Origin of the sequence: Capilliphycus salinus ALCB114379 (assembly GCF_047276495.1) — a bacterium.
Classification (GTDB): domain Bacteria; phylum Cyanobacteriota; class Cyanobacteriia; order Cyanobacteriales; family Microcoleaceae; genus Capilliphycus; species Capilliphycus salinus.
Map to the genome: position 1 here is coordinate 397,800 of NZ_CP178543.1, position 23,197 is coordinate 420,996.

Annotated in this window: 17 protein-coding genes and 1 pseudogene; 14 read left to right on the top strand and 4 right to left on the bottom strand. The window is 42.3% G+C overall.

Annotated features, from left to right (window positions below; translation table 11 throughout):
• The first annotated feature begins 140 nt into the window (after nucleotides 1–140).
• The 7 genes from ACL6C3_RS01735 to ACL6C3_RS01765 all read left to right on the top strand — a co-directional run bounded on the left by ACL6C3_RS01735 (nucleotide 141) and on the right by ACL6C3_RS01765 (nucleotide 9,912).
• Nucleotides 141–290, top strand: coding sequence for a hypothetical protein (locus ACL6C3_RS01735; RefSeq protein WP_413164742.1), 150 nt, complete (start codon nucleotides 141–143; stop codon nucleotides 288–290).
• 200 nt (nucleotides 291–490) lie between these two features.
• Complete coding sequence (locus tag ACL6C3_RS01740; protein WP_413164745.1) at nucleotides 491–1,510, top strand: AI-2E family transporter; 1,020 nt, start codon at nucleotides 491–493, stop codon at nucleotides 1,508–1,510.
• A 167-nt stretch (nucleotides 1,511–1,677) separates the two neighbouring features.
• Nucleotides 1,678–3,036: a histidine phosphatase family protein gene (locus tag ACL6C3_RS01745; RefSeq protein ID WP_413164748.1), complete on the top strand. Its 1,359-nt coding sequence runs from the start codon at nucleotides 1,678–1,680 to the stop codon at nucleotides 3,034–3,036.
• Between the two features lie 82 nt (nucleotides 3,037–3,118).
• Entirely contained in the window at nucleotides 3,119–4,432 is a 1,314-nt protein-coding gene (locus tag ACL6C3_RS01750; RefSeq protein ID WP_413164751.1) for a dihydroorotase, read from the top strand.
• A gap of 155 nt (nucleotides 4,433–4,587) precedes the next feature.
• Entirely contained in the window at nucleotides 4,588–8,370 is a 3,783-nt protein-coding gene (locus ACL6C3_RS01755) for a PAS domain S-box protein (RefSeq protein ID WP_413164754.1), read from the top strand.
• The gene (locus ACL6C3_RS01760) at nucleotides 8,370–8,651 is read left to right on the top strand and encodes a response regulator (protein ID WP_413164757.1); all 282 of its coding nucleotides are present in this window, start codon (nucleotides 8,370–8,372) and stop codon (nucleotides 8,649–8,651) included. The genes ACL6C3_RS01755 and ACL6C3_RS01760 overlap by 1 nt, the downstream gene beginning before the upstream one ends.
• Complete coding sequence (locus ACL6C3_RS01765) at nucleotides 8,578–9,912, top strand: diguanylate cyclase (RefSeq protein WP_413164760.1); 1,335 nt, start codon at nucleotides 8,578–8,580, stop codon at nucleotides 9,910–9,912. Before ACL6C3_RS01760 ends, ACL6C3_RS01765 begins: the two co-directional genes overlap by 74 nt.
• 42 nt (nucleotides 9,913–9,954) lie before the next feature.
• Here the strand turns inward: ACL6C3_RS01765 and cowN are convergent, their stop codons facing one another.
• Together cowN and lepB are read right to left on the bottom strand one after the other, a co-directional pair.
• Nucleotides 9,955–10,239: a N(2)-fixation sustaining protein CowN gene (gene cowN / locus ACL6C3_RS01770; RefSeq protein ID WP_413164763.1), complete on the bottom strand. Its 285-nt coding sequence runs from the start codon at nucleotides 10,237–10,239 to the stop codon at nucleotides 9,955–9,957.
• A gap of 339 nt (nucleotides 10,240–10,578) precedes the next feature.
• The gene (gene lepB, locus ACL6C3_RS01775) at nucleotides 10,579–11,199 is read right to left on the bottom strand and encodes a signal peptidase I (protein ID WP_413164766.1); all 621 of its coding nucleotides are present in this window, start codon (nucleotides 11,197–11,199) and stop codon (nucleotides 10,579–10,581) included.
• A 465-nt stretch (nucleotides 11,200–11,664) separates the two neighbouring features.
• On the opposite strand from lepB, the gene ACL6C3_RS01780 reads away from it, so the two are divergent.
• From ACL6C3_RS01780 to ACL6C3_RS01795, 4 genes and pseudogenes are all read left to right on the top strand, one after another.
• Nucleotides 11,665–13,002, top strand: a complete 1,338-nt coding sequence (locus tag ACL6C3_RS01780; protein ID WP_413164769.1) for a dihydroorotase — start codon at nucleotides 11,665–11,667, stop codon at nucleotides 13,000–13,002.
• Between the two features lie 268 nt (nucleotides 13,003–13,270).
• Nucleotides 13,271–15,218 (top strand): annotated as a pseudogene (locus tag ACL6C3_RS01785) (AMP-dependent synthetase/ligase).
• A gap of 233 nt (nucleotides 15,219–15,451) precedes the next feature.
• Nucleotides 15,452–15,901 (top strand): YlqD family protein, encoded by a 450-nt coding sequence (locus tag ACL6C3_RS01790; RefSeq protein WP_413164772.1) that lies wholly within the window; start codon nucleotides 15,452–15,454, stop codon nucleotides 15,899–15,901.
• Nucleotides 15,902–16,362: 461 nt separating this feature from the next.
• Nucleotides 16,363–17,676 (top strand): dihydrolipoamide acetyltransferase family protein, encoded by a 1,314-nt coding sequence (locus ACL6C3_RS01795; RefSeq protein ID WP_413164775.1) that lies wholly within the window; start codon nucleotides 16,363–16,365, stop codon nucleotides 17,674–17,676.
• Nucleotides 17,677–17,892: 216 nt separating this feature from the next.
• On the opposite strand, the gene ACL6C3_RS01800 is transcribed toward ACL6C3_RS01795, so the two are convergent.
• Nucleotides 17,893–18,417 (bottom strand): GrpB family protein, encoded by a 525-nt coding sequence (locus ACL6C3_RS01800; protein ID WP_413164778.1) that lies wholly within the window; start codon nucleotides 18,415–18,417, stop codon nucleotides 17,893–17,895.
• 72 nt (nucleotides 18,418–18,489) lie between these two features.
• A complete protein-coding gene (locus tag ACL6C3_RS01805) occupies nucleotides 18,490–19,041 on the bottom strand; it encodes a dihydrofolate reductase family protein (RefSeq protein WP_413164781.1) in 552 nt (183 codons plus the stop codon).
• 212 nt (nucleotides 19,042–19,253) lie between these two features.
• Between ACL6C3_RS01805 and ACL6C3_RS01810 the strand changes: the two genes are divergently transcribed.
• From ACL6C3_RS01810 to ACL6C3_RS01820, 3 genes are all read left to right on the top strand, one after another.
• Nucleotides 19,254–20,252: a zinc-dependent alcohol dehydrogenase family protein gene (locus ACL6C3_RS01810; RefSeq protein ID WP_413164784.1), complete on the top strand. Its 999-nt coding sequence runs from the start codon at nucleotides 19,254–19,256 to the stop codon at nucleotides 20,250–20,252.
• 89 nt (nucleotides 20,253–20,341) lie between these two features.
• A complete protein-coding gene (locus ACL6C3_RS01815) occupies nucleotides 20,342–20,857 on the top strand; it encodes a GNAT family N-acetyltransferase (protein ID WP_413164787.1) in 516 nt (171 codons plus the stop codon).
• 55 nt (nucleotides 20,858–20,912) lie between these two features.
• Nucleotides 20,913–23,093: a pentapeptide repeat-containing protein gene (locus ACL6C3_RS01820; protein WP_413164790.1), complete on the top strand. Its 2,181-nt coding sequence runs from the start codon at nucleotides 20,913–20,915 to the stop codon at nucleotides 23,091–23,093.
• The last annotated feature ends 104 nt before the right edge of the window (nucleotides 23,094–23,197 follow it).

Sequence of the window (23,197 nt, forward strand, 5' to 3'; positions counted from 1 at the left end):
TGGTATAAATCAATATCATCAAATCAAATCATCTTAACTTGTAGATTAATTCCGGGTTTAAAAAAGCTGCAACAGCGATAAAAACCCTAAAAACTATAAAAATCTGCCAAAGTTGAGCTTCTAGAAAACAGGAGGAAAAAATGAGTAATATTACTCGAAAATTTCAAGAAGTCTTTCAATATATCTGGTTGGGCGCCAAACGAATATTTAGCGGAAATACGGATCAATATCCAGAAACAGGAGTTCAACCCTTCGAGGGAGATCCGGCGAGTGAAAACAATCCTGAATAATAGCAATAATGGAGGAGTAACTATGATTTTAAATGAAGTTAACTCCTCCTTTTATTATTAACTTTAGGATGTGTAATCCTCTGAAGTTGAGTTGAACTTGAGTTATCGATTTAACTTTCCAGAGTATCAATTTATAATCGGGGGAAAACTCCCCGAAATTTTATTCAAAATTAGACAATTTAGCGTGGAAGGGTGAAACTGTGACATTTGGGAAAACTGTGGGAATTATTTGCTTTGTAATTTCCCTGATTATTTTATGGAAAATCAGACAAGTTCTATTACTCGCCTTTGCTGCTATTGTATTGGCAACAGCAATTAACCGAATTGTTAAAACCCTGCAAAAACAGGGAATGAAACGGGGCGTTGCTGTTGGAATTTCCGTGTTTTTTATTTTGTTAGTTATCGCGGGATTTTTCTCAATAATTGTGCCGCCAGTCATCGATCAATGGCAACAATTAATTCAACAAGTGCCGGTAGGGTTTGAACAGCTAAAAACTTGGTATCTGGGTTTACAAGATTTCATTCCCAATCAATTTTTCGGGGAGTTACAAAGTCCAGAAAGTTTGTTTGAACAAATTTCAAATACCGGTTTGGGGTTATTTAATAACGTTTTTAGCTTCTTTTCCACCGGGTTAGGAATTACCTTAAACATTATTCTGGTGATGGCGGTTACGATTATGTTACTAAGTAATCCCACCCCCTACCGACGCAACTTTATTTTAATCTTTCCCGCCTTTTATCGTCCTCGGGTGAACGAGATATTAAACGAGTGCGAACAGAACGTAGTCGGGTCTTTAATCGGTCTTTTATTTAACATGACCGTGATTACAATTCTTAGCGGTGTTGGCCTGTGGATTTTAGGGGTTAGACTGGCTTTAGTTAATGCGTTACTGGCCGGATTTTTAACCTTTATTCCCAATATCGGCCCGACCATTAGCGTGATTCCGCCCGCCTTACTCGCCCTGCTAGATTCCCCTTTGAAAGCCTTGGCTGTGGTTGGTCTTTATATCGCCATTCAACAGATTGAAAGCAATATTTTAACGCCTTTAGTGATGAAACGGGAAGTTTCTTTACTTCCGGCTGTTACCCTCTTATCTCAAGTCACCTTTACCATTTTCTTTGGAACGTTAGGCTTACTTTTAGCCATTCCTCTGGTTGCGGTTTTACAGGTTTGGTTCAGAGAAATGTTGGTCAAAGATGTAATGAACCAATATGATTAATAAAACCTAAAATTTTGACAAAACCTTGTAAACAACCTCGCTTCTTCTAGAAACGGGGTTTTTCAATTCAACTTCGGATGTGAATCGGTTCCAAAAACACGGTAAAATGCTTCTGGCTTTAACCGGCTTTCCTTGTTCAACCATCACACACCCATACATTTAAAGTAATGACGACCCGTGTAATTCTAGTTCGCCATGGTCAGAGTACCTACAATGCTCAACACCGCATTCAAGGTCGCCTCGATGATTCTGTTTTAACCGAAAAAGGCTCTAATGCAGCCTATCAAGTCGGGGAGACTCTCGCCAACCTAACCTTTGATGCGATTTATTGTAGCCCCCTAAAACGCGCCAAACAAACGGCTGAACTTGTTGTTTCCCGCTTAAATAACCCCCCGCAACTTCAACCGGCCGAACTTTTGATGGAAATTGACCTGCGGTTGTGGGCGGGTTTATTGCGTCAAGAAGTGATTGAAAAATATCCCGAAGACTATCAGGCTTGGCGGGAACGTCCTCACGAATTTTTTATGGTTCTTTCTGAACCCGAAGGAGAAAAAAAGCATTTTCCAGTTTTAGCATTATTTGAACAAGCCCGACAATTTTGGCGAGAAATTTTAACCCATCATCAAGATGAAACGGTGTTAATTGTTGCTCATAATGGAATTAATCGTTGCTTAATTGCTACGGCTTTAGGAATAGAACCGAAATATTATCAATCCATTCAACAGTCTAACTGTGGAATTAGTGTATTGAATTTTTCCGATGTTCCGCCGGGAGAACTTCCCAAACCCGCATCGGTTCAACTTCAGTCGATGAACCTTACCGACCACGTTGGCACTCAATTTCCTTCGGTTCGACCCGGACATTTGGGGCCGAGAATTCTATTAGTCAGACATGGGGAAACCGAATGGAACCGCAACGGACAATTTCAAGGACAAATTGACGTTCCTCTCAACGATAACGGTCGGGAACAAGCCCGAAAAGCTGCCGAATTTCTCAAAAATGTTAAACTCGATTTTGCCTTCAGCAGTCCGTTACTTCGTCCGAAAGAAACGGCCGAAATTATTCTTCAATATCACCCCGAAATAGAGTTACAATTGGATGAGGATTTATGGGAAATTAGTCACGGTTTATGGGAAGGGAAATTTGAGCGGGAAATAGAAGAACTTTATCCCGGACTTTTACAACAGTGGAAAGTCGCCCCCGAAACCGTTCAAATGCCGGAAGGAGAAAATTTACAGGATGTTTGGCAGCGGGCAAAAGTTGCTTGGGAACGCATTGTTAAAGCCTACGATAAACAGCCCGTTACCGGAATTGTTGTCGCTCACGATGCCATTAATAAAGCGATTCTTGCCCAACTCTTTAACTTGCCTCCCCAACATTTTTGGAACTTTAAACAAGGAAATGGGGCGGTAACGGTGATTGACTATCCCAATGGAATTGATGCTGATCCGGTGTTAGAGGCTTCTAATATTACCACTCATTTATTTGAGGGAATTCTGGATAAAACCGCCGCAGGAGCGTTATAAAATATAAATTGGGGCGCTGCGGTTTGCGCCCTGAATTATTTCTTGAACTTGACCATTAAAATTGATAATTAACCCTTAAATTATGAGCGGTGAACTGCTGAAAAATGTTAGAATAATTGACCCCGAATCCGCAGCCGATACGGTTACAGATATTTTAATTCAAGACGGTGTTATTAATGCCATTCAACCGGATATTTCTCCTTCGTCTGATGTGGAAATTCAAGACGGTACAGGGTTAATTTTAGGCCCCGGTTTGGTAGACTTATATAGTCATACGGGTGAACCGGGTTTTGAAGAACGAGAAACCATTTCTTCTCTGTTAGAAGCCGCCACCGCAGGGGGATTTACTCGACTGGCGATTTTACCCGATTCTATTCCGCCTGTGGATAATCCCGCTACTGTTAATTTAATTCACCGTCTCGCTGAAAATACGCCTAATTGTCAAGTCTATCTTTGGGGGGCTTTAACTCAAGAGATCGCGGGAAAACAAATGACTCAATTGGCGGAATTAGCCGCAACCGAAATTATCGGTTTTTCCGATGGTAAACCCATTCAAGATTTAATGTTATTGCGACGGTTGTTAGAGTATTTAAAGCCGTTGAATAAGCCTGTTGCGTTGTATGGTTGCGATCGCCAACTCGCGAGTAATGGGGTGATGCGAGAAGGAAATGAATCGATTTTGAGCGGTTTACCGGGAATACCGGCTTACGCGGAAACAACAGCAATTTCTGCTATAATTGAAATGGTGGCTGCCACTCAAACTCCCGTTCATTTAATGCGGGTTTCGACCGCTCGCAGTGTAGAATTAATTCAACAAGCAAAAGCTAGGAATTTACCGATTACAGCGAGTACAACTTGGCTGCATTTATTGTTAAATACCCAAGCCATTAGCGGTAAAAATCCGCTTTTACCCTTTCAAATTATCCCCTACGACCCCAATTTACACCTCGATCCGCCTTTGGGAAACCTTGAAGATCAAATGGCTTTAATTCAAGGGGTGAAATCTGGGGTTATTGATGCGATCGCTATCGATCATACTCCCTACACCTACGAAGAAAAAACCGTTGCTTTTGCCGATGCGCCAACGGGTACAATTGGATTAGAATTGGCTTTACCGTTATTGTGGGAAACTTTTGTAAATTCCGGTCAGTGGTCGGCGTTGGAATTGTGGGAAGCGTTGAGTACAAAACCGCTAAAATGTTTGGGAAAAAACCCCTCAAAAATTGCTGTCGGTCAACCGGCGGAATTGACGTTATTTTCTCCTCAAACTTCCTGGAAAGTCGAAGCCAGTACCCTAAAATCTTTGTCTGTAAATACGCCTTGGTTGAGACAAGAAATTACGGGTCGAGTCTTAAAAACTTACACCAATAATATTAGTAATTATTTGGCTGTCTAGAATTATTGGGGGTATTAATCGGGATTAAAAACCCGGTTTCTAAGAGAAACCGGGTTTTTAGGGTCTTTTAATACGGTTTTTAGAATTGAGTCGATATAATAATTAATAACCGGAAAACTTTTTTAGAATCATCCTCAAATATTAGATGAAAAATCATGTTACAATTCTGGCAATTTTTTTTATTAACTAAAATTTACATTCCGCACGGTCACTGTTACCTGTGGCAACCTTCCCTGGTTAGCTTACATCTCGTCTCCGATGCTTTGATTAGTTTAAGCTATTACTTCATACCTATTGCTTTATTACGCCTACTCAACCAACGACAGGACGCTCCTTTTAGAGTAGTTTGGTTTCTATTTGCGGCATTTATTGTGACTTGTGGTACAACCCACTTCCTCAGTATCGTTACGCTTTGGTACCCGATTTATTGGATTTCGGGAGTGATGAAAGCTTTAACGGCTATCGTTTCTATGATAACCGCATTTCAGTTAATCTCGATTATTCCCCAAGCTTTAGCTTTACCCAGTCCGAAACAATTACAATTGCTGAATCAGGAATTAGAAGAAAAAACCCAATTTCTACAGAGTATTTACGAAGGCGTTGAACAAGGAATTTTTGTAATTAATGTTGGAGAAAATGAAAAATGTCGCTATGTAAGTTACAATCCGGCAGCCGAAAAATTATCCGGCTTTTCCACTTCAGAAGTTGCCGGAAAAACTCCCGATGAGTTTATGCCTCCTGCCGTCGTCAATTGGATAAATCAACAGTTGCGAAGTTGTCTAATTGCTAGAAAAACAATTACTTTTGAAGAATATTTGCCCTTACAAGGTAAAGACAATTGGTTTCTAACAACATTAACCCCGCTCAAAGATCGGCAAGGGAATATTAAACAAATTGTTGGAACTGCCACCGATATTAATCAACGCAAACAAGCCGAACAAAAACTTCAAGAAAGTGAAGAACGTTTTCGCAGAGCCTTTGATGATGCAGCGATTGGCATGACGCTGGTGAGTTTAGAAGGTAATTTTTTAAAAGTAAACCAATCTCTCTGTGAACTAACCGGATATCAACAACAAGAGCTACTTTCATTAACCGTTCAAAAAATTACACATCCTGAAGATTTAGAGATAGATTTAAACTATGCTAAACAGCTAGTTGCCGGAAAAATTCGCACCTATAAAATGGAAAAGCGATATTTCCATAAAAACGGAGGGATTGTCTGGATACAACTCAATGTTTCATTGGTTCGGAATGAACGGCAAGAACCCCTCTATTATATCGCCCAAATTCAAGATATTAATGAACGCAAACAGGCTGAGAAAAATTTGCGACGCTACGAACGCATTATCGCCGCAACCTCCGATGGTATTGGTTTGGTGGATCGCAACTACACCTATCAATTGGTCAATCAAGCTTATTTAAACTGGCATCATAAAACTCAAGAAGAAGTGATCGGACATTTGGTGAGTGAAATCATCGGGGAAACGGGATTTAATCAAATTGCAAAACCCAAACTAGATCGCTGTTTAGCAGGGGAAACCATTCAATATGAACGCTGGTGCGAATATCCCCAACACCAAAAACAATTTATGAGTATTACCTATACTCCCTATCGGGAATTGAACGGAGAAATTTCAGGTGTTGTTGCCAGTATTCGCAATATTACTGAACTCAAACGGGCAGAAGATGCCCTGCGGCAAAGTGAAGAACGACTGCAATTAATTGCCAGCAATTTACCGGGTGTGATGTATACTTTGGTCGCCCGGTTAGATGGTACATATGCTTTTGAGTATTTGAGCGAAGCTTGCCGCGATTTGTTCGAGGTAGAACCCGAAGAAGTCCTGGCGAATGCTAACCTATTATTGGATAAAATTCATCCGGAAGATCGTCCGAAATATGACCAAGCCGCAGCCAGGAGTATGCGAAATCTCACCCCTTTTTCTTATGAATGGCGACAGATTTTATCTTCGGGTAGAATCCGATGGATTTTGGGAAATTCTCGCCCCAAACGCCGCGAAAATGGCGAAACGGTTTGGCACGGTGTGAGTCTTGATATTAGCGAACGCAAACAGGCTGAAATTGCTTTACAAGAAAGTCAAGAAAGGCTATATAGAACCCTAGAAGCCGGACGAATTATTTGTTGGGAAGAAGATTTAATGACCCAACGAGTTAAAGGTTGGGGTGAAAATATTGCGGACAATTGGAAAGCCAATTTTTGGGAATTTCCCCTAGAATTTGCTCCTCAAGGTATTCATCCCGAAGATCGCGATCGCGCCGTAGAAGCTAAAGAAAATGCTATCAAAAATCAAGGCGAATTTCAAGTTGAGCATCGTTTAACGGGCTATCCCGAAAATATTTGGATGTTGGCTAAAGGGAAAGCAATGGTCAATTCTCAGGGGGAAGTGACTCGGCTTGTCGGGGTGGCGATTGATATTAGCGATCGCAAAGCCACCGAAGCGGAGTTAGTGAAAGCCAAAGAAGCGGCTGAAGTTGCCAACCAAGCCAAAAGCATATTTTTAGCCAATATGAGTCACGAATTACGTTCTCCTCTTAATGCAATTTTGGGTTTTGCTCAACTGATCAACGGAAGTGCCAACCTAACACTAGAGGAACAGAATAATCTTAACATTATTCAACGCAGTGGCGAACATCTTTTGAGTTTAATTAATGAGATTCTGGATTTATCGAAAATCGAATCCGGACAGAGTATTTTAATTGAAGAAGCTTTTGATTTGTGGAAGTTACTTGAAGAACTCAAAGATTTTTTTAGCTTAAAAGCCTCTCAAAAAAATCTAAGATTGACGTTTAATATTAGTCGAAATCTCCCCCGCTATATTAAAAGCGACCGGGTTAAATTGCGTCAAATTTTAATTAATTTGCTCGGTAATGCAATCAAATTTACCAATCAAGGATGTGTAACTCTGGAAGCCAAATTGAGTAAAACCTTTTCAGCCTGTTTGATGGGTGAAACCTCTAGCGTGGAACTTCATTTTAAAGTGAGTGATACGGGCGTCGGTATAGAAGCCCACGAACTCTATAATCTATTTCGTCCGTTTGTACAGACTCAATCTGGAATTAAATCTCAACAAGGAACAGGTCTAGGATTGGCAATTTGTCACGGTTATATTCAACTCTTTGGCGGTCGAATTCGGGTCAAATCTCAGCCCAAATTGGGGACAGTATTTGATGTGAAACTGCCTGTTTTACCCGTTGATGATGCAGAGATGATCCCCGAAAATGATTCCCCAACCCGACGAGTGATCGGCTTGCAACCCAATCAACCTCTTTATCGGATTTTAATTGTAGATGACGAGCAATACAATCGCCAACTCTTAGAACAAATTTTGGCACCTGTGGGGTTTGAACTGCAAATGGCAAACAACGGTTTAGAAGCCGTTGGAAAATGGCAAACGTTTCAACCGCATTTGATTTGGATGGACTTAAAAATGCCCGTGCTTAATGGTTATGAAGCTACGCGGCAAATTCGCCAACTCGAACAGCAAAATCAAGCTGATTCTTTGACTGAAACCGTAATTATTGCTTTAACCGCAAGCGCATTTAACAATCAAAAAGAAGCCGCTCTCCAAGCCGGTTGTGATGATTTTGTTCAGAAGCCTTTACAGGTGACACAGATTTTGAATAAAATAGCAGAATATCTGGGAGCGCTGTATCTTTATGAAGAGTTTCCTCTTCCATCTCAATCCTTTCGGGGAGACAATAAATTTTCAGAGATACAGTCTCAACTTGCAACTTTATCAGCGGATTGGAAATTGAAGCTAACAGAAGCATTACTCTCCCTCGATGCCGAAGAAATTAATAGCCTGATTGCAGAAATATTTGCAGAGCAAGAAGAAATTGCCAATTATCTAAAGTACCATACGGATAACTTTAACTATGAATCCATTCTCGACTTACTTGAAGCAGAGGAAGAAGATTAATGACAGATTCCGGTAAACCTTTAGACCAGGTAGAAACTCCCAAAATTCTTGTTGTAGATGATTTACCCGAGAATTTACATTTGTTACAACGAATTTTAACCAAACAAGGTTATGAAGTTCGTTTGGTGACCAGTGGCAAGTTAGCTTTATCAAGTTTAAGTCGCTTTCAACCCGACTTAATTTTACTGGATATTATGATGCCCCCAAATGAATGGCTTTGCCGTCTGCGAACAGTTAAAAGCGAATCCCGAAACCCAGAACATTCCGGTGATTTTTATTAGTGCGTTGGACGATGGCATTAATAAAGTCAAAGGCTTTCAAATTGGCGGAAATGATTATGTGACTAAACCTTTTCTAGCCGAAGAAGTTCTAGCCCGCATTCGCTATCAGCTTTCTTTGCAAACTTTACAAAGACAACTCCAACAAAAAAACCAAATGTTAATCGAGCAGAATCAACAATTACAACAGGCTCAACATGAAACCCAATTTTTACTTGAAGCAACTTGGGCGATTGAAAAATCACAAAGCCTCGAAGAAGCAATTAGTACAGTTTTAGATGTGGTCTGTCAAAATATTGCTTGGGACTACGGCGAAGGTTGGCTACCCAACCCAGCAAACGGAGTTTTAGAATATGTCGCCCAGTTTAACCGGTTTTCTCACCCGGCGCTAGAGAGATTTCAAGAGCAAAGTCGCTTAATTACCTTTGCTTTCGGTCAAGGATTACCGGGACGAATTTGGCAATCTCAGGAACCCGAATGGATAGAAGATTGTTCGAGTTGTTCGGATTCTGTTTATTTGCGGACTCAATTGGCTGTTGAAGCGGGACTAAAAGCCGCTTTTGGAGTACCGATTCTCGCCGGCGATAACTTACTGGCGATTTTGGTTTTTTATCAAACCGAGGCGAGTCCCTGTCAAAATCGGATTTTAAAATTAGTTCAAGCTGTAGCAACTCAGTTGAGTTTTCCGCTCCAACAAGCCCAACTTAAGCAAGAACTTCAATTAGCAAACCAAGAACTTCAACGATTAGCTAATCTTGATGGATTGACCCAGATTGCCAATCGTCGGCATTTTGACCATAGATTACAACAAGAATGGCTGCGAATGCAACGGTTACAGTTACCATTATCGTTGATTTTATGCGATGTTGATTATTTTAAACGTTATAACGATTATTACGGTCATTTGGTGGGGGATGATTGTTTAGTTCAAGTGGCTCAAACTCTTTATGAGTCTGTCAAACGAGCGGCGGATTTGGTGGCTCGTTACGGCGGAGAAGAATTTGCGATTATTTTACCTTATACTGATATAAAAGGTGCCGTTTCTGTGGCCGAACGGATACGCATCGGAGTTTTACAGCAACAAATCCCTCATGCAGATTCTCTGATTAGTCAGGTTGTTACCGTTAGTTTGGGGATTAGTAGCATTATTCCGACTGCTACCGATTCTCCCCAATTCCTTTTAAAACTCGCCGATGACGCTCTTTATCAAGCCAAAAAAAACGGACGCAATAGTTATAGCGTTGCTTCCGCGACTTCAGCCTAAAAAACCATTATCTTCGGACAAATCAATGAAGTTTAAAGCTGTTTAACAGCAATTTTCTTCAACCTCATCCAGTAAATTCAAGGCTTCAATATCTTCACATTGCTCTAAGAAAGCTCGAATATTATTCACTTGGCTGCCGACGAAAAAGAGTTCATCTTGTCCCATTGCTTGACGCTCAATCAATTTTATTTTGAAGTATTCTAACCAAGGACTCGCTTGGGATGAATGGTCTAGATGTTCCTGAATTCGGTCAACCAAACGGCGAGCAATGCCATCACAGTTGATGTTTTTGAAGGTGACGTAGCGATCAATTTGGTGTGAAGTCATAACGACTTTCCTTAGCTTCTCAGCTTGTTTGTTTCTTAATCCGTCAAGTTATAGCAGTTCTCATAACTCGGGAGGTACAAAACTTTATGCTTTGGGTAAAAGGCGCTTCTAGCCATAGTAAATATCGCGAATCAGTACCCTCAAGCGCGGATGAGAAACGCTATAAAATACCACAGGTTTCTATGATTTTACCCACGAAAATACTCTACCTGTGCTATGTGGTTATTGTACCAACATCTCAACAGATAGAGCAATATAAAAAAATAAAATGTTAAGAGAATAATATGAGCGTTCTCCGTTCAAGTTCCGAACCCAACAAATCCTCAAAATTTCTGGGTTTTACCGATTATTCTCGCTTGCTGATGGCGGAGAAACATACAAAGGCGCTTCATCGAGTCCGCCGACCCGGTTAGGCGGCCAAAAGCGGACGACGGCCCGGCCAATGATATTATCGCGAGGAACAAAACCCCAATAGTGGCTATCATAGCTATTGTTGCGGTTATCTCCCAAAACCAGATAACTATCTTCCGGGACTTTTTCAGGCCCCCAGTTATATTGGGGTTCTTCGGCGATGTATTTTTCGGCTAGGGGTTGACCGTTGATAAAAACCAGTCCATCTCGAACTTCGACCTCTTCACCCGGTAAACCAATAATCCGTTTAATAAAAGCGTCTTTGTACTGAGTTTTGAGTTGCTCCGTCGGCGAGAAGACCACCACATCTCCGCGATCGGGATCTTGAAACTTGTAGCCCAATTTATCAATGATTAGGCGATCGTTAATCTCTAGGGTCGGCAACATTGACCCCGAGGGAATATAGCGGGCTTCCGCGACAAAGGTACGAATCCCCAAGGCTAAAACAATACTGAGTCCGATGGTTTTAAATCCCTCAACCCAGGCATTTTCTGAATGCTCTTGAGGTGAGTGATGATTCTGTGGCTCTTGATTTGGGAGGCTACTCATAGGCCGGATGTCAAAGCAGTTAAGAATGGTTTATAAAGCGGACAAGAATTTTTAAGTTGTTAATCTGAGGTGTGAAATGAATTATAGTGCAGAAATTACAACTTTGTCGAAATTGGGACTCAATCGCAGCATAGACTTTTAACAGACTCAATCTTGTTACTGTATCTTGTACAGCTTAATCTAATCGGGTGATGTAATCCATCCTACCAAATTGAACAGGCGATCGCCCATATCCTTTTGATGCCTAACCGTTTGGAAAGGTTCCTTTTTCAGGGAATAGGGGGAAGGGGGAAGGGGGAAAGGGTAAGGGGGAAGGGGGAAGGGGGAATAGGCAATAATCGGGCTGTTTATCCGGGCGCATTGCCATGCGCCCCTACTGGTGAGGTGGTCACTGTTTCCTCCCGACTTCCGACTTGTGAACGGGTTTGCTGTAACCTGATAACTGTTGAGTGTAAAAGTAATGGTATGTCAAATCCTAGTGGTTTGTTAATCCGTCAAGCGACAATTGTTTTACCGGATGGTGAATTTTTGTTAGGAGATGTTAAGGTTCGGGGTTCGCAAATTGTGGAAGTGGGGGCGGAAGTTTCCTTCGATCCGAGCGATACCGATACGTTAGAAATTAACGCCGAAGGTTTAACCTTGTTACCAGGCGTAATTGACCCCCAGGTTCACTTCCGAGAACCGGGTTTAGAACATAAAGAAGATTTGTTTACGGCCAGTTGTGCCTGTGCAAAAGGCGGTGTTACCTCTTTTTTGGAAATGCCAAATACTCGCCCTCTGACCACAAATCAAGCCACTTTAGATGATAAATTACAGCGGGCTAGTCAAAAATGTTTGGTGAATTATGGCTTTTTTATTGGGGCAACGGGGGAAAATGTAGAAGATTTATTATCCGTCAATCCGACGCCGGGAATTAAAATTTTTATGGGGTCGATGAAAGGGGCGCTGTTGGTGTCTCAAGAAGACATTTTAGAAGAAATTTTTGCACGCGGCGATCGCTTAATTGCGGTTCACGCCGAAGATCAAGCCCGAATTAATCAACGCCGTCAAGAATTTGCGGGAATTCACGATCCGGCAATTCATTCTCAAATTCAAGATAATCAAGCCGCATTGCTGGCGACTCAACTCGCCTGTAAACTGTCGAAAAAATATCAACGAAGACTGCATATTTTACATCTATCAACCGGAGACGAAGCCGAATATTTGCGACAAGAGAAACCCGCTTGGATCACCGCAGAAGTCACGCCGCAACATTTACTCCTCAATACCAGCGCCTACGAAACTATCGGCACAAAAGCCCAAATGAATCCCCCCTTGCGATCGCCAGAAGACAATAAAATATTATGGCAAGCCTTGCGGGATGGAGTGATTGATTTTATCGCCACCGATCACGCCCCGCACACCTTAGAAGAAAAAGCCCAAGAATACCCCAATTCTCCCTCGGGAATGCCCGGAGTTGAGACATCATTACCGTTAATGTTAACCCAAGCCGAACAGGGACACTGTAACATCGCCCAAGTGGTCAACTGGATGTCGGCGGCGGTCGCCAAACATTATAAAATCCCAAACAAAGGGGCGATCGCTCCGGGTTACGATGCCGATCTAGTTTTAGTCGATTTAAACACCTATCGGCCAGTTTTAGCCGAACAACTGTTAAGCAAATGCGGCTGGAGTCCGTTTGAAGGCTGGAACCTGACCGGGTGGCCCGTTATGACCGTCGTTGGCGGTCAAGTGGTTTACGATCGGGGTCAGTTAAACACGGAAGTTCGAGGCCAAGCGTTAAGATTTGATGCGGGGAACTGACAGCAAAAAATCTGTCCGATCAGGTAAATGAGCGATCTGGGAGTAGAGATAGGATAATTAAAAGGAAGATTGGAGTTGACAATCAAAAACAGGACTCAGGCATAAACCGGGTTTTTAAAAGGAAGTTTAACGACAAACCGGGTTTCTCCGTCGAGATGTGCATCAGTCCTCCAGAAACTTTGAACTCAAGAAAGGGGAATTCTCAGCCCTCAACTGTGACTCCTGACGACCTGCTACCCAATCAATTGATCTCTTACAATCTGTTTCTATGAATAAACCCCCCTCATCCGATCTCAACTATAATTCGATTCGCGCTTTACCGGAAATGTGGCCGATTTTAGCGAAAAAAGTCGGTCAAGGGATAGCCCTCCACGATCCTCACTGTCAACCGGAAGTGATCCTCAGTTATGGTGAACTCTGGCTGCAAATTCAACAATTTGCGGGCCGGACTACAAACCTTAGGTGTCGAAGCCGTCAGCGAACAAGCCTTACCAACTCGGGTGGCTTTATTTGCCGATGATAGTCCCCGTTGGATGATCGCCGACCAAGGAATTATGACCGCAGGGGCGGCCGATGTGGTCCGGGGAGCGACGGCAGATCCGGCAGAATTAGTCTATATTCTCAAAGATAGCGGCAGTGTGGGGTTAGTCGTTGAAGATCTGAGTTTGCTCAAACGTCTGCGATCGAGTATTGAAGATTTACCCATCAAGTTTATTATCTTGCTTTCCGATGAAGAACCGGACTCCGGCGAAATACCGACTTTACCGGTGGTCAACTTTCCGCAATTATTAAATCGGGGAGGAGACTATACCCTGAGAAGACCGGCGGTATACGGTCAAGACAGTTTGGCGACATTACTCTACACCTCGGGAACCACCGGAAAACCGAAAGGGGTGATGCTGACTCACGGAAATTTACTCCATCAACTCAATAGCATTCCCGATGTCCTGCAACCGGAAATTGGAGACAGTGTTCTGAGTTTACTTCCAACTTGGCATAGCTTTGGACGCATCGGACAATATTTCTTTCTCTCGCGAGGCTGTACTCAGATTTACAGCAATATTCGCTATTTTAAACAGGATCTCAAAGAGTTTAAACCCCGTTTTATGACGAGCGTTCCCCGCATTTGGGAATCGATTTATGAAGCGGCTCAAAAGCAATTAAGCGAACAACCCGCCAGCCGTCAAAAGATTGCCAAATTCTGTTTTAACATGAGCGAACAGTATGTTTTGGCTCGTCGGGTGGTTCAGGGATTAACACTCGAAGCCACATCCCCAACGGCCCCCCAAAAAGCGATCGCCCGCTTGCAAATGTTGGTGTTAGCCCCGTTACATCAGTTAGCCAATCGGTTGGTGTACCAAAAAATTCGAGCCGCCACCGGGGGAATGTTTAAATTTGCCATCAGTGGAGGCGGTTCTCTGGCGATGCACCTGGAGACGTTTTATGAGATTGTGGGGATTGAGTTGCTGGTTGGCTATGGGTTAACGGAGACTTCGCCGGTGTTAACGGCTCGGCGTCCTTACCACAACCTGAGAGGATCGGCTGGAAAACCCATTCCCCAGACGGAAATTCGCATTGTCGATCCGGAAACTCGGCGGGTGTTTCCTCGCTTAGAAAAGGGTTTGGTGTTGGCACGGGGACCACAGATTATGAAGGGCTATTTTGAGAACCCCGAAGCGACGGCGAAGGCGATCGATCCCGATGGATGGTTTGATACCGGAGATTTGGGTTGGTTAACGCGACAAAATGATTTGGTGTTGACCGGTCGGGCGAAAGATACGATTGTGTTGAGCAATGGCGAAAATATTGAACCGCAGCCGATCGAAGATGCTTGTGTTCGCAGTCCGTATATTGACCAAATGGTTTTGGTGGGTCAGGATCAAAAGGTTTTGGGGGCGTTAATTGTGCCGAATTTTGAGGCGTTGGAAAAATGGGCGAGCGGTCAAAACCTGAAGCTGAAATTACCCAATTCGGACTCGGCTAACGATAGCGAAGCGCTCGATCTCGAAAGCCAACCCGTTCAGAATTTGTATCGTCAGGAGTTAAACCGAGAGGTGAAAAACCGTCCCAGTTATCGGGTTGACGATCGCATCGGCCCGTTTCGCTTGATTTTGGAGCCGTTCACGATGGAAAATGGAATGCTGACTCAAACTCTGAAGATCAAGCGTCCTGTTGTAATGGAACGTTACCGCGATATGATTGACGGAATGTATTAACTAGAGAGGGGAACAGGCACTCTTGAGGCAGGCAGGCTTTAGGGATTAGGGTTTTGGGTTTAGGGAAAGTGAACCCCCGCACCAACACCCAATACCCAACACCTAATATCCGCAAACCTCGATTTGCGATCGGGAGTCACTGTAAACTGTAAACTCTAAAAATCCCCAGATCATCTGTTTTTTTCGCTAGTATCCGTTATTAGTGACAGGGACAATAAACAGGCAAAATACTCATGGATATCTCGAAAAATCAACTCCTTCTGAAACGAGCAATTAATGTCAAAGCCATTGTGACACCCCGCTGGAGAGAAGAAGCTCAACAGCAACTCCAAGCTCAAATTAACCAACTTGATAGTCAGTTGCAGCAGCTAGAAATGCAAGGACAGCGGATGATTGCTGAATTAAAAAAACAAACTATTCAGCCTCCCGGCCCGGAAGTGATGCAGCAAATTGAAAGTATTCAAGTTCAGGTGAACGAACAGAAAAGTAAGTTGCTCGATCAAAAAAATCAGAGCTTACAACAACTGCAACAAATTCAAAATATGGAGCTTGAACAAGAAGTAAATCAAGGTCAAATTGAAAGTGTATTTGCCGTTGAACAGGGTGATAATCTGATTCGCAAAATGCAAGTCGAAATCTTGTTGCGCGATGGCGTAATTGAAGAAATTCGCGGCGAGATTTAATCAGTCAGCAGTGATCAGTGACCAGTGACCAGTGTCCAGTGAACAGGTGTCAGGTCTCTGGTGTCAGGTGTCAGGTGTCATGTAGGGGCGGGTTCAGAATAAATTGATCATTTCCCACAGACAACTGATATAAACCCGCCCTAACCAGTCACCAGTTATTAGGGAACAGGGAACAGAAAACAGGGGACAGTTTTTTCCCGACTCTCGACACCCGACTCTCGACACCCGACACCCGACACCCGACTCCGGGGCGGGTTTATAAAAGTTATTTGTGGGAAAACATACATTGTGACAGAACCCGCCCCTACAGCCGACTCCCGACTTTTGCCTCTTAAATGATCACTGATCACTGTAAAAACTGGTCACTGATAACTGATAACTGATCACTGATCACTGATGCCCAAACGCTTTTACAATTTTTTTGATGTTCCATTTCTAACGATTCCAAACACCACACACCTATGATTCACGAAGTTTTCATGCCGGCCCTGAGTTCAACGATGACAGAGGGTAAAATTGTTTCATGGCAAAAAGCGGCAGGCGATCAAGTTGAGAAAGGAGAAACGGTTCTCGTTGTCGAGTCCGATAAGGCGGATATGGATGTAGAAGCCTTCTATTCGGGCTTTTTAGCGACGATTCTCGTACCCGAAGGGGGAGTTGCCGGAGTCGGCGAGACTATTGCTTTAATTGCGGAAACTGAGGCGGAAATTGAATTCGCCAAACAGCAGGCGTCTAGCGGGAAGAAAGCGGAATCTGCTCCCAGTCCGGCTGAAACTTCAAAACCCGAACCCGAACCCGTCGCCGCTTCTGCGGCCGCCACGACAACCGCCCAAAGCGCCAGCCGTCGTAATGGTCGGATTATTGTTTCCCCTCGCGCCCGCAAACTGGCCAAAGAATTAAAGGTTGATTTGAGCAAGCTGCACGGTACCGGCCCTCACGGTCGGATTGTCGCCGAAGATGTGGAAGCTGCGGCGGGTAAATCGGCTCAGACGGCTCCAAAACAACCTGCGGCTACCCCCTCGGCTCCTCCCGTGTTCCATCAGCCACAGACGCAAGCAAAGCCTGCTCCTGCGCCCCAACCGGTTAGGGCGGCGGCAACGGCCGGCCAAACCACACCGATGAACACCCTGCAAAATGCGGTGGTGCGAAATATGGTGGCGAGTCTGCAAGTGCCTTCGTTCCGCGTCGGGTATACGATTACTACAGATGCTTTGGATGCGCTTTATAAGCAAATTAAGTCCAAGGGCGTGACCATGACGGCGCTGTTGGCGAAGGCGGTGGCGGTGACGTTGCAGAAGCATCCGTTGGTGAATGCCAGTTATGTTGAGTCGGGGATTCAATACAGTTCTGCGATTAATGTTGCTGTTGCGGTGGCGATGGCGGATGGCGGTTTGATTACGCCGGTGTTGAAAAATGCGGATCAAATTGATATTTATTCGCTGTCTCGCACTTGGAAAGATTTGGTTGAACGTTCGCGGGCGAAACAGTTACAACCGGACGAATATAATAGCGGAACGTTTACTTTATCGAATTTGGGAATGTTTGGGGTCGATCGCTTTGATGCGATTTTACCACCCGGTCAAGGTTCGATTTTAGCGATTGGCGCTTCTCGTCCGCAAGTGGTAGCAACTGATGACGGAATGATGGGTGTTAAGCGACAAATGCAGGTTAATATTACTTGCGATCACCGCATTATTTACGGGGCTGATGCTGCGGCTTTCTTGCAAGATTTAGCCACGTTAATTGAAACCAATCCTCAATCTTTGACGATGTAGTGCGATCGCTATAAACCGACCTCAAAAACCCGGTTTCTCCAAGAAACCGGGTTTTTAATAACCGACAATTAATTCGTAGCGTTCTTCATCTCCAAATTGCTCAATGAAGGTTTCAAACGTTAAAGATTTAGAGGATAATTGAACCATTTTTTGATTTTATACTATCTCTTTAGTCGGGTCAAGATAACTATTTTTTCAATCAATTGTTAAATCGATTTAACCCCCATCTCCAAACCATTCAATCGCTTTTTTATCCATTTCTTTAATAAAACTATCTTTTCCATCCATATAGGCTTCGATATCATGGGGATATTTAGCCGCGAGTTCTTGTTTTAAAATACTATATTTTTGAGCATCTTCTGGATGGGCGATCATGTAATCTCGAAAAGCCAGATGACGTTTAATTTCGGCTGAACCGACTTGAAACACATGAACGTGATGGGTTCTAATTCCTACCGAGTTGTCTTTGCGAAAATATCGACGCCCGACGATGCCAAACTCTCCCATTATTGTATACCCAAATGACTCCATTTCGGCATTTTTTTCGTCAACTTTTGTAATCTCTTTCACTTCCACTAACAAATCAATCACAGGTTTGGCGTAAATACCGGGAATGGAGGTGCTACCGATATGATGAATTGCGATCGCATTTTCGCCGAAAATATTAGCAATTTGTTGTGATTCTTTCTGAAAATCTTGTTTCCAGTTTGGGTTGGGCGGAACAACGTCTACTTTTTTCATAACTGTTAGATTGGGTTTATTTAGATTCAAAACCCGGTTTATCAATAGAAACCGGGTTTTTGGGATGTACAGTTATCGCGATCGCAGAGGGCTATATTCTTGGGTTTTTACCTGATAATACAAAAATACAACGCCATTCTCATAAATTTTGCTGTTAAACAGTTCTAAAGCGGTTTGTTGAATTTTACCGGAAAATAGAGGAATTCCCGACCCCATCAGAAAAGGATTTAACTTGATAATCACTTCGTCAATCAAATTTTCATCAAACAGGGTTGTCGCTAAATTCGCACCGCCACAGAGGTAGATATCTTGACCCGTTTCTTGCTTTAAACTTGTCACAAGTTCGATAATATTTTCCGAAACAATCTCAACATTTTCGTCGGGGCTTTCTTGAATGCTTCGCGAGAAAACATAACTTTTCATCATCGGATAAGGGTTCGTTTTTCCTTCTTTTAAACCGACTTCATAGGTTTTGCGTCCCATCAACACGATATCAAAATTTTTCAACGAGTCTAAATAATCGCCAACCTGTTCACCTTCAAACAGAAAACCATCAAATGAACCATCTTCGTGTGCAATAAATCCATCCAAACTGGTTGCAACATAATATTTTAATTTTCGCATTTTTAGACCTCTATTTTTCCAGCCAAAGTTAATAATAGTAATTTTTTCCTAACGGATGGGGTATCCTTGTTTTCCCGCTTCATTATACTACAGTTATATTACAATCCGTCTACCATTGGTTATCAAACTTTTTGGCTGAGTCCCCTCTACAGGACAGCGAAAAAGCGGTAGATTAATTCTTAGGTATTCTTCAATCAAAAGATAAAATCGTTATGAAAGCCATTGTGATGACGCAAGCAGGCGGGCCAGAAGTTCTCAAGCTGAAAGAGGTGTCACAACCGAAAATTAAAGCGGATACAGAACTTTTGGTTCGCCTGAAAGCCGCAGGAGTCAATCCCATAGACACAAAACTTCGCAGTCGAGGAACATTTTACCCCGAAAAAATGCCCGCTATCTTAGGATGTGACGGGGCGGGTATCGTGGAAGCAGTGGGTAAAAATGTAGAAAAATTTAAAGTGGGGGATGAAGTTTATTTTTGTGACGGTGGGCTGGGAGATGAAACAGGAAATTATGCGGAATTAACAGTTGTTGATGAAAAATTTGTCAGCAAAAAACCCGAATCAATTAGTTTTGCAGAAGCGGCGGCGGCGCCTTTAGTGTTAATTACCGCTTGGGAATCTCTTTATGATCGCGGAAAATTGCAACCCGGACAACGAGTTTTAATTCATGCCGGAGCAGGTGGTGTCGGTCATGTGGCGATACAATTAGCCAAGCTACAAGGGGCGGAAGTTGCGACAACTGTTTCATCAGAAAATGCGGATTTTGTGCGTCAGTTGGGTGCGGATTTGGTGATTGATTATAAACAGATCAATTTTGTTCAGCGAGTCTTAGACTGGACGGATGGCGAAGGGGTTGATTTGGCGTTTGATACGGTGGGAAAAGATACGTTTTTCAAAACTGTAGAAGCGGTTAAAGTTTATGGGGATTTGGTAACGATTTTAGAACCGGATACCAGTTTGGGAAATTTAAAAGAAGCCCGCAAACGGAATCTAAGAATAGGTTTGGAATTAATGCTAACTCCGATGTTACAGGGGTTGGTTGACGAACAAAAAGATCAGGCTAAAATTCTTCAGCAATGTGCGCGTTTAATTGATGAGGAAAAACTGAAAATTCATGTGAATCATGTTTATCCCCTGGCTGAAGCGATGAAAGCCCATGAAAATTTAGAAGCGGGAGGAATGACCGGGAAATATGTGTTAACAATGGATTAATTGATGTTGTAAATTTATCTCATTCAGCTTGAAAAACCCGGTTTATCCAATAAACTGGGTTTTTATCCGAATACTCAATCTGAAAATTAATGGTTGAAACGTTAGTTACAACTTATCTAGAAATGACCGATCCGGCTGAGTTTAAACCGGCTGTTATTGAAAATATTCAAGGCGTTTCTATTTTGGGCTTGGAAACTCCCGATCGCGAATTTTACCGCTTTTTATATCGGGAAGTGGGGAAGGCTTGGCGTTGGCGGGATCGGTTATTATTGAGCGATGGAGAATTAACTGATATATTGGCTAGTGCGGATACCAGTATTGATGTTTTATATGTCAATGGAGCGCCCGCAGGTTATATTGAACTCAGTCAGTGTCAAAAATCGACAGAAATTGCTTATTTTGGTTTACGTTCGGGTTATTGTGGTCGGGGCTTGGGAAAATATTTACTCAGTCATGGGATCGCGAAAGCTTGGAACCAAAATATACAACGTCTTTGGGTGCATACTTGTAATTTAGATAGTGTTTATGCTCTTGATAATTATCTTAAACGGGGTTTTAAAATCTATAAAGTTGAAGAAGAACCTATGCCGAAAAAGTATTTTTGATTTGAGTTTATTTCGGTTCGTCCGTCGCGGGATCAATTGGGCAGTTATTACTTTAATGTTTTTATCAATATCTGGGCTGTTATCTTCTCCGGTTTTAGCACAAGATTCACCCCCCGGAAAAACACCCTTAACCCTAGAAATCTTACAAGAAAAGGTTAAAAATCCCGTCACTCAAGATGGTTTTTGTTTGGTCGATCTGCAAAACTTTATTATTGATTTACAGCCCGAAAATGCTGAATTTAGCCAAGAATTTTATAAACAAATTCAAAATGTACTTAATCAATCTGAAAATTCTGAAAATACAGTCGGTTTAAATCTCAGCAATTCTATTATCAAAGGGGATTTTAACGGCAGTAGAATCGGGGTGAGAGTTCCTTTACTTCAAGAAACATTATTCTCTATTTTTTCCTCCGATGAACTGAAAATATTAAATTCGGAAGATGCCGAACTTTCCCTGCGAAATCAATCCCCAGAAAATAGTGCCGTTACCCTTCCTAAAATTACCGTTATTCGGGGTCGTTTTCAATCTAAAAATACTGAATTTGAAGGAAATGTTGATTTTAAACAAGCCTTTTTTCTGAGGGGTTTGGACGCTCAAGAGGCAATCTTTACTCAAGAAACCACTTGGACGGGAACTCGATTTAATCAAACGGCTAACTTTAACAAAGCCGTATTTAAAGATAAAACAAAGTTTAGCAATACAATATTTTTAAGTCCGGCAATATTTGATAAAACCAATTTTCAAGCCTTTAGCAATTTTGAAGATAGCCGGTTTAAAAATGTTAGTTTTAATCAGGCTCATTTTGAAGATGTTGCTAATTTTCAAAGTATTCTTTGGGATGAAGAAGCCGATTTAAGTGAATCTTGGTGGCAAGGTCGGGTGATTTTTTCTAAGTCCCGCTTTACTCATTCTGTAAGCTTTCAACAGGGGATTTTTGAAGAATCTGTTGATTTTCGAGATGCTCGGTTTAATGAAGGTTTGACGTTGCGAGAAGCCAGTATTCAAGGGGTGATTGATTTTAGTGATGCGGGATTTGGTGGATTAACCGAAATTAACGTTTCTGATTTAATGTTTGATTCAAATTCGGCTCAAATTATGGGCGATCCGGGTATTATTGGCGGGGTTATTACCGTTAAAACCTTACAAGGAAATGAAAACTTACTTCGCAATTTAATTCAAAATTTCCGCCAACAAGAACAAATCGAAGATGCCAATAAAATTGAATATTTAAAAGCTCAATTGTTACTCAAACAATTTAAACGAAATATTTTTGGCGTTGACTTAAATACCGCTTCAATATCTCGGTTAATTTACGCCGGGTTTACTCGCGATCAAGCCGATGCAATTTATCAAACCAGAATTAAACAACCTTTTCGCAACTTAACCGAAATTTTGAAATTAGATGAAATAGACTTGGCAACTTATATCAAAGTTTACGATCGCGTTGTCGCCAATCGTTATCAGGGAAACCGGGAAGATGAGGCAAAAATTGGATGGAAACAGGTCATTTTTGACCGCTACATTCTCCCGTTTTTCAAAAGTATTGACACCGCTTTACATTGGCTAGAATTGAGTGTACTCTTACTCTTAAGCGGCTATGGAACCCGTTTTGAATTGGTCGCCGGAGTCGGTATTATTGCCATTGCTTATTTTGGCTTAGTCTTTTGGTTTGTTGATCGGGTCAGACGCCGACATCCCACCCCAATTTTACCCGAATTTTCAGAAACAATTTGGATGTTAACCAGTTATGGACTTTTAACTTCTTTTGGTTTAACTCAAATCTTTAGTGTATCGACTAACCCAATTCTAACTTTACTTTGTTTGGCTGCTTTTATTGTTCCCATTCCCGGTGTTTTAGTGGGATTTCTCTATTACCGAGGACGGAATCATAACTTATTAGATTCATCTTATCTTACCGAAGATGCCAGTCAGCGACAATTGCGATTAATGATCGGTAGATTACCGTTAATGCCGAGATTTATTTTCTTTCGCGATCGCTATATGCCCATCTTGTGGGATAGGGGTTGGAGTTGGTTAAATTATTATGATTTTAGCCTGAATAATTTCCTGAAATTTGGCTTCAACGATCTCCGCCTAAGAGATGAACACCTACCCGGAATTGTTGCTAGTTTGGTCTGGTATCAATGGGGTTTAGGTGTTCTTTATCTGATTCTTTTATTCTGGACACTTTCCCGCACAATTCCGGGATTAAATCTGTTGATTTATCTCAAGTAATATCATTTCAGGTTGATTAATCCTGTTATGGGATGGGGCGGGTTTATCTCAATCTCCGAGTAGTAGTAAAGATTCCGGTCGAACCCGCCCCTACAGAATAATTA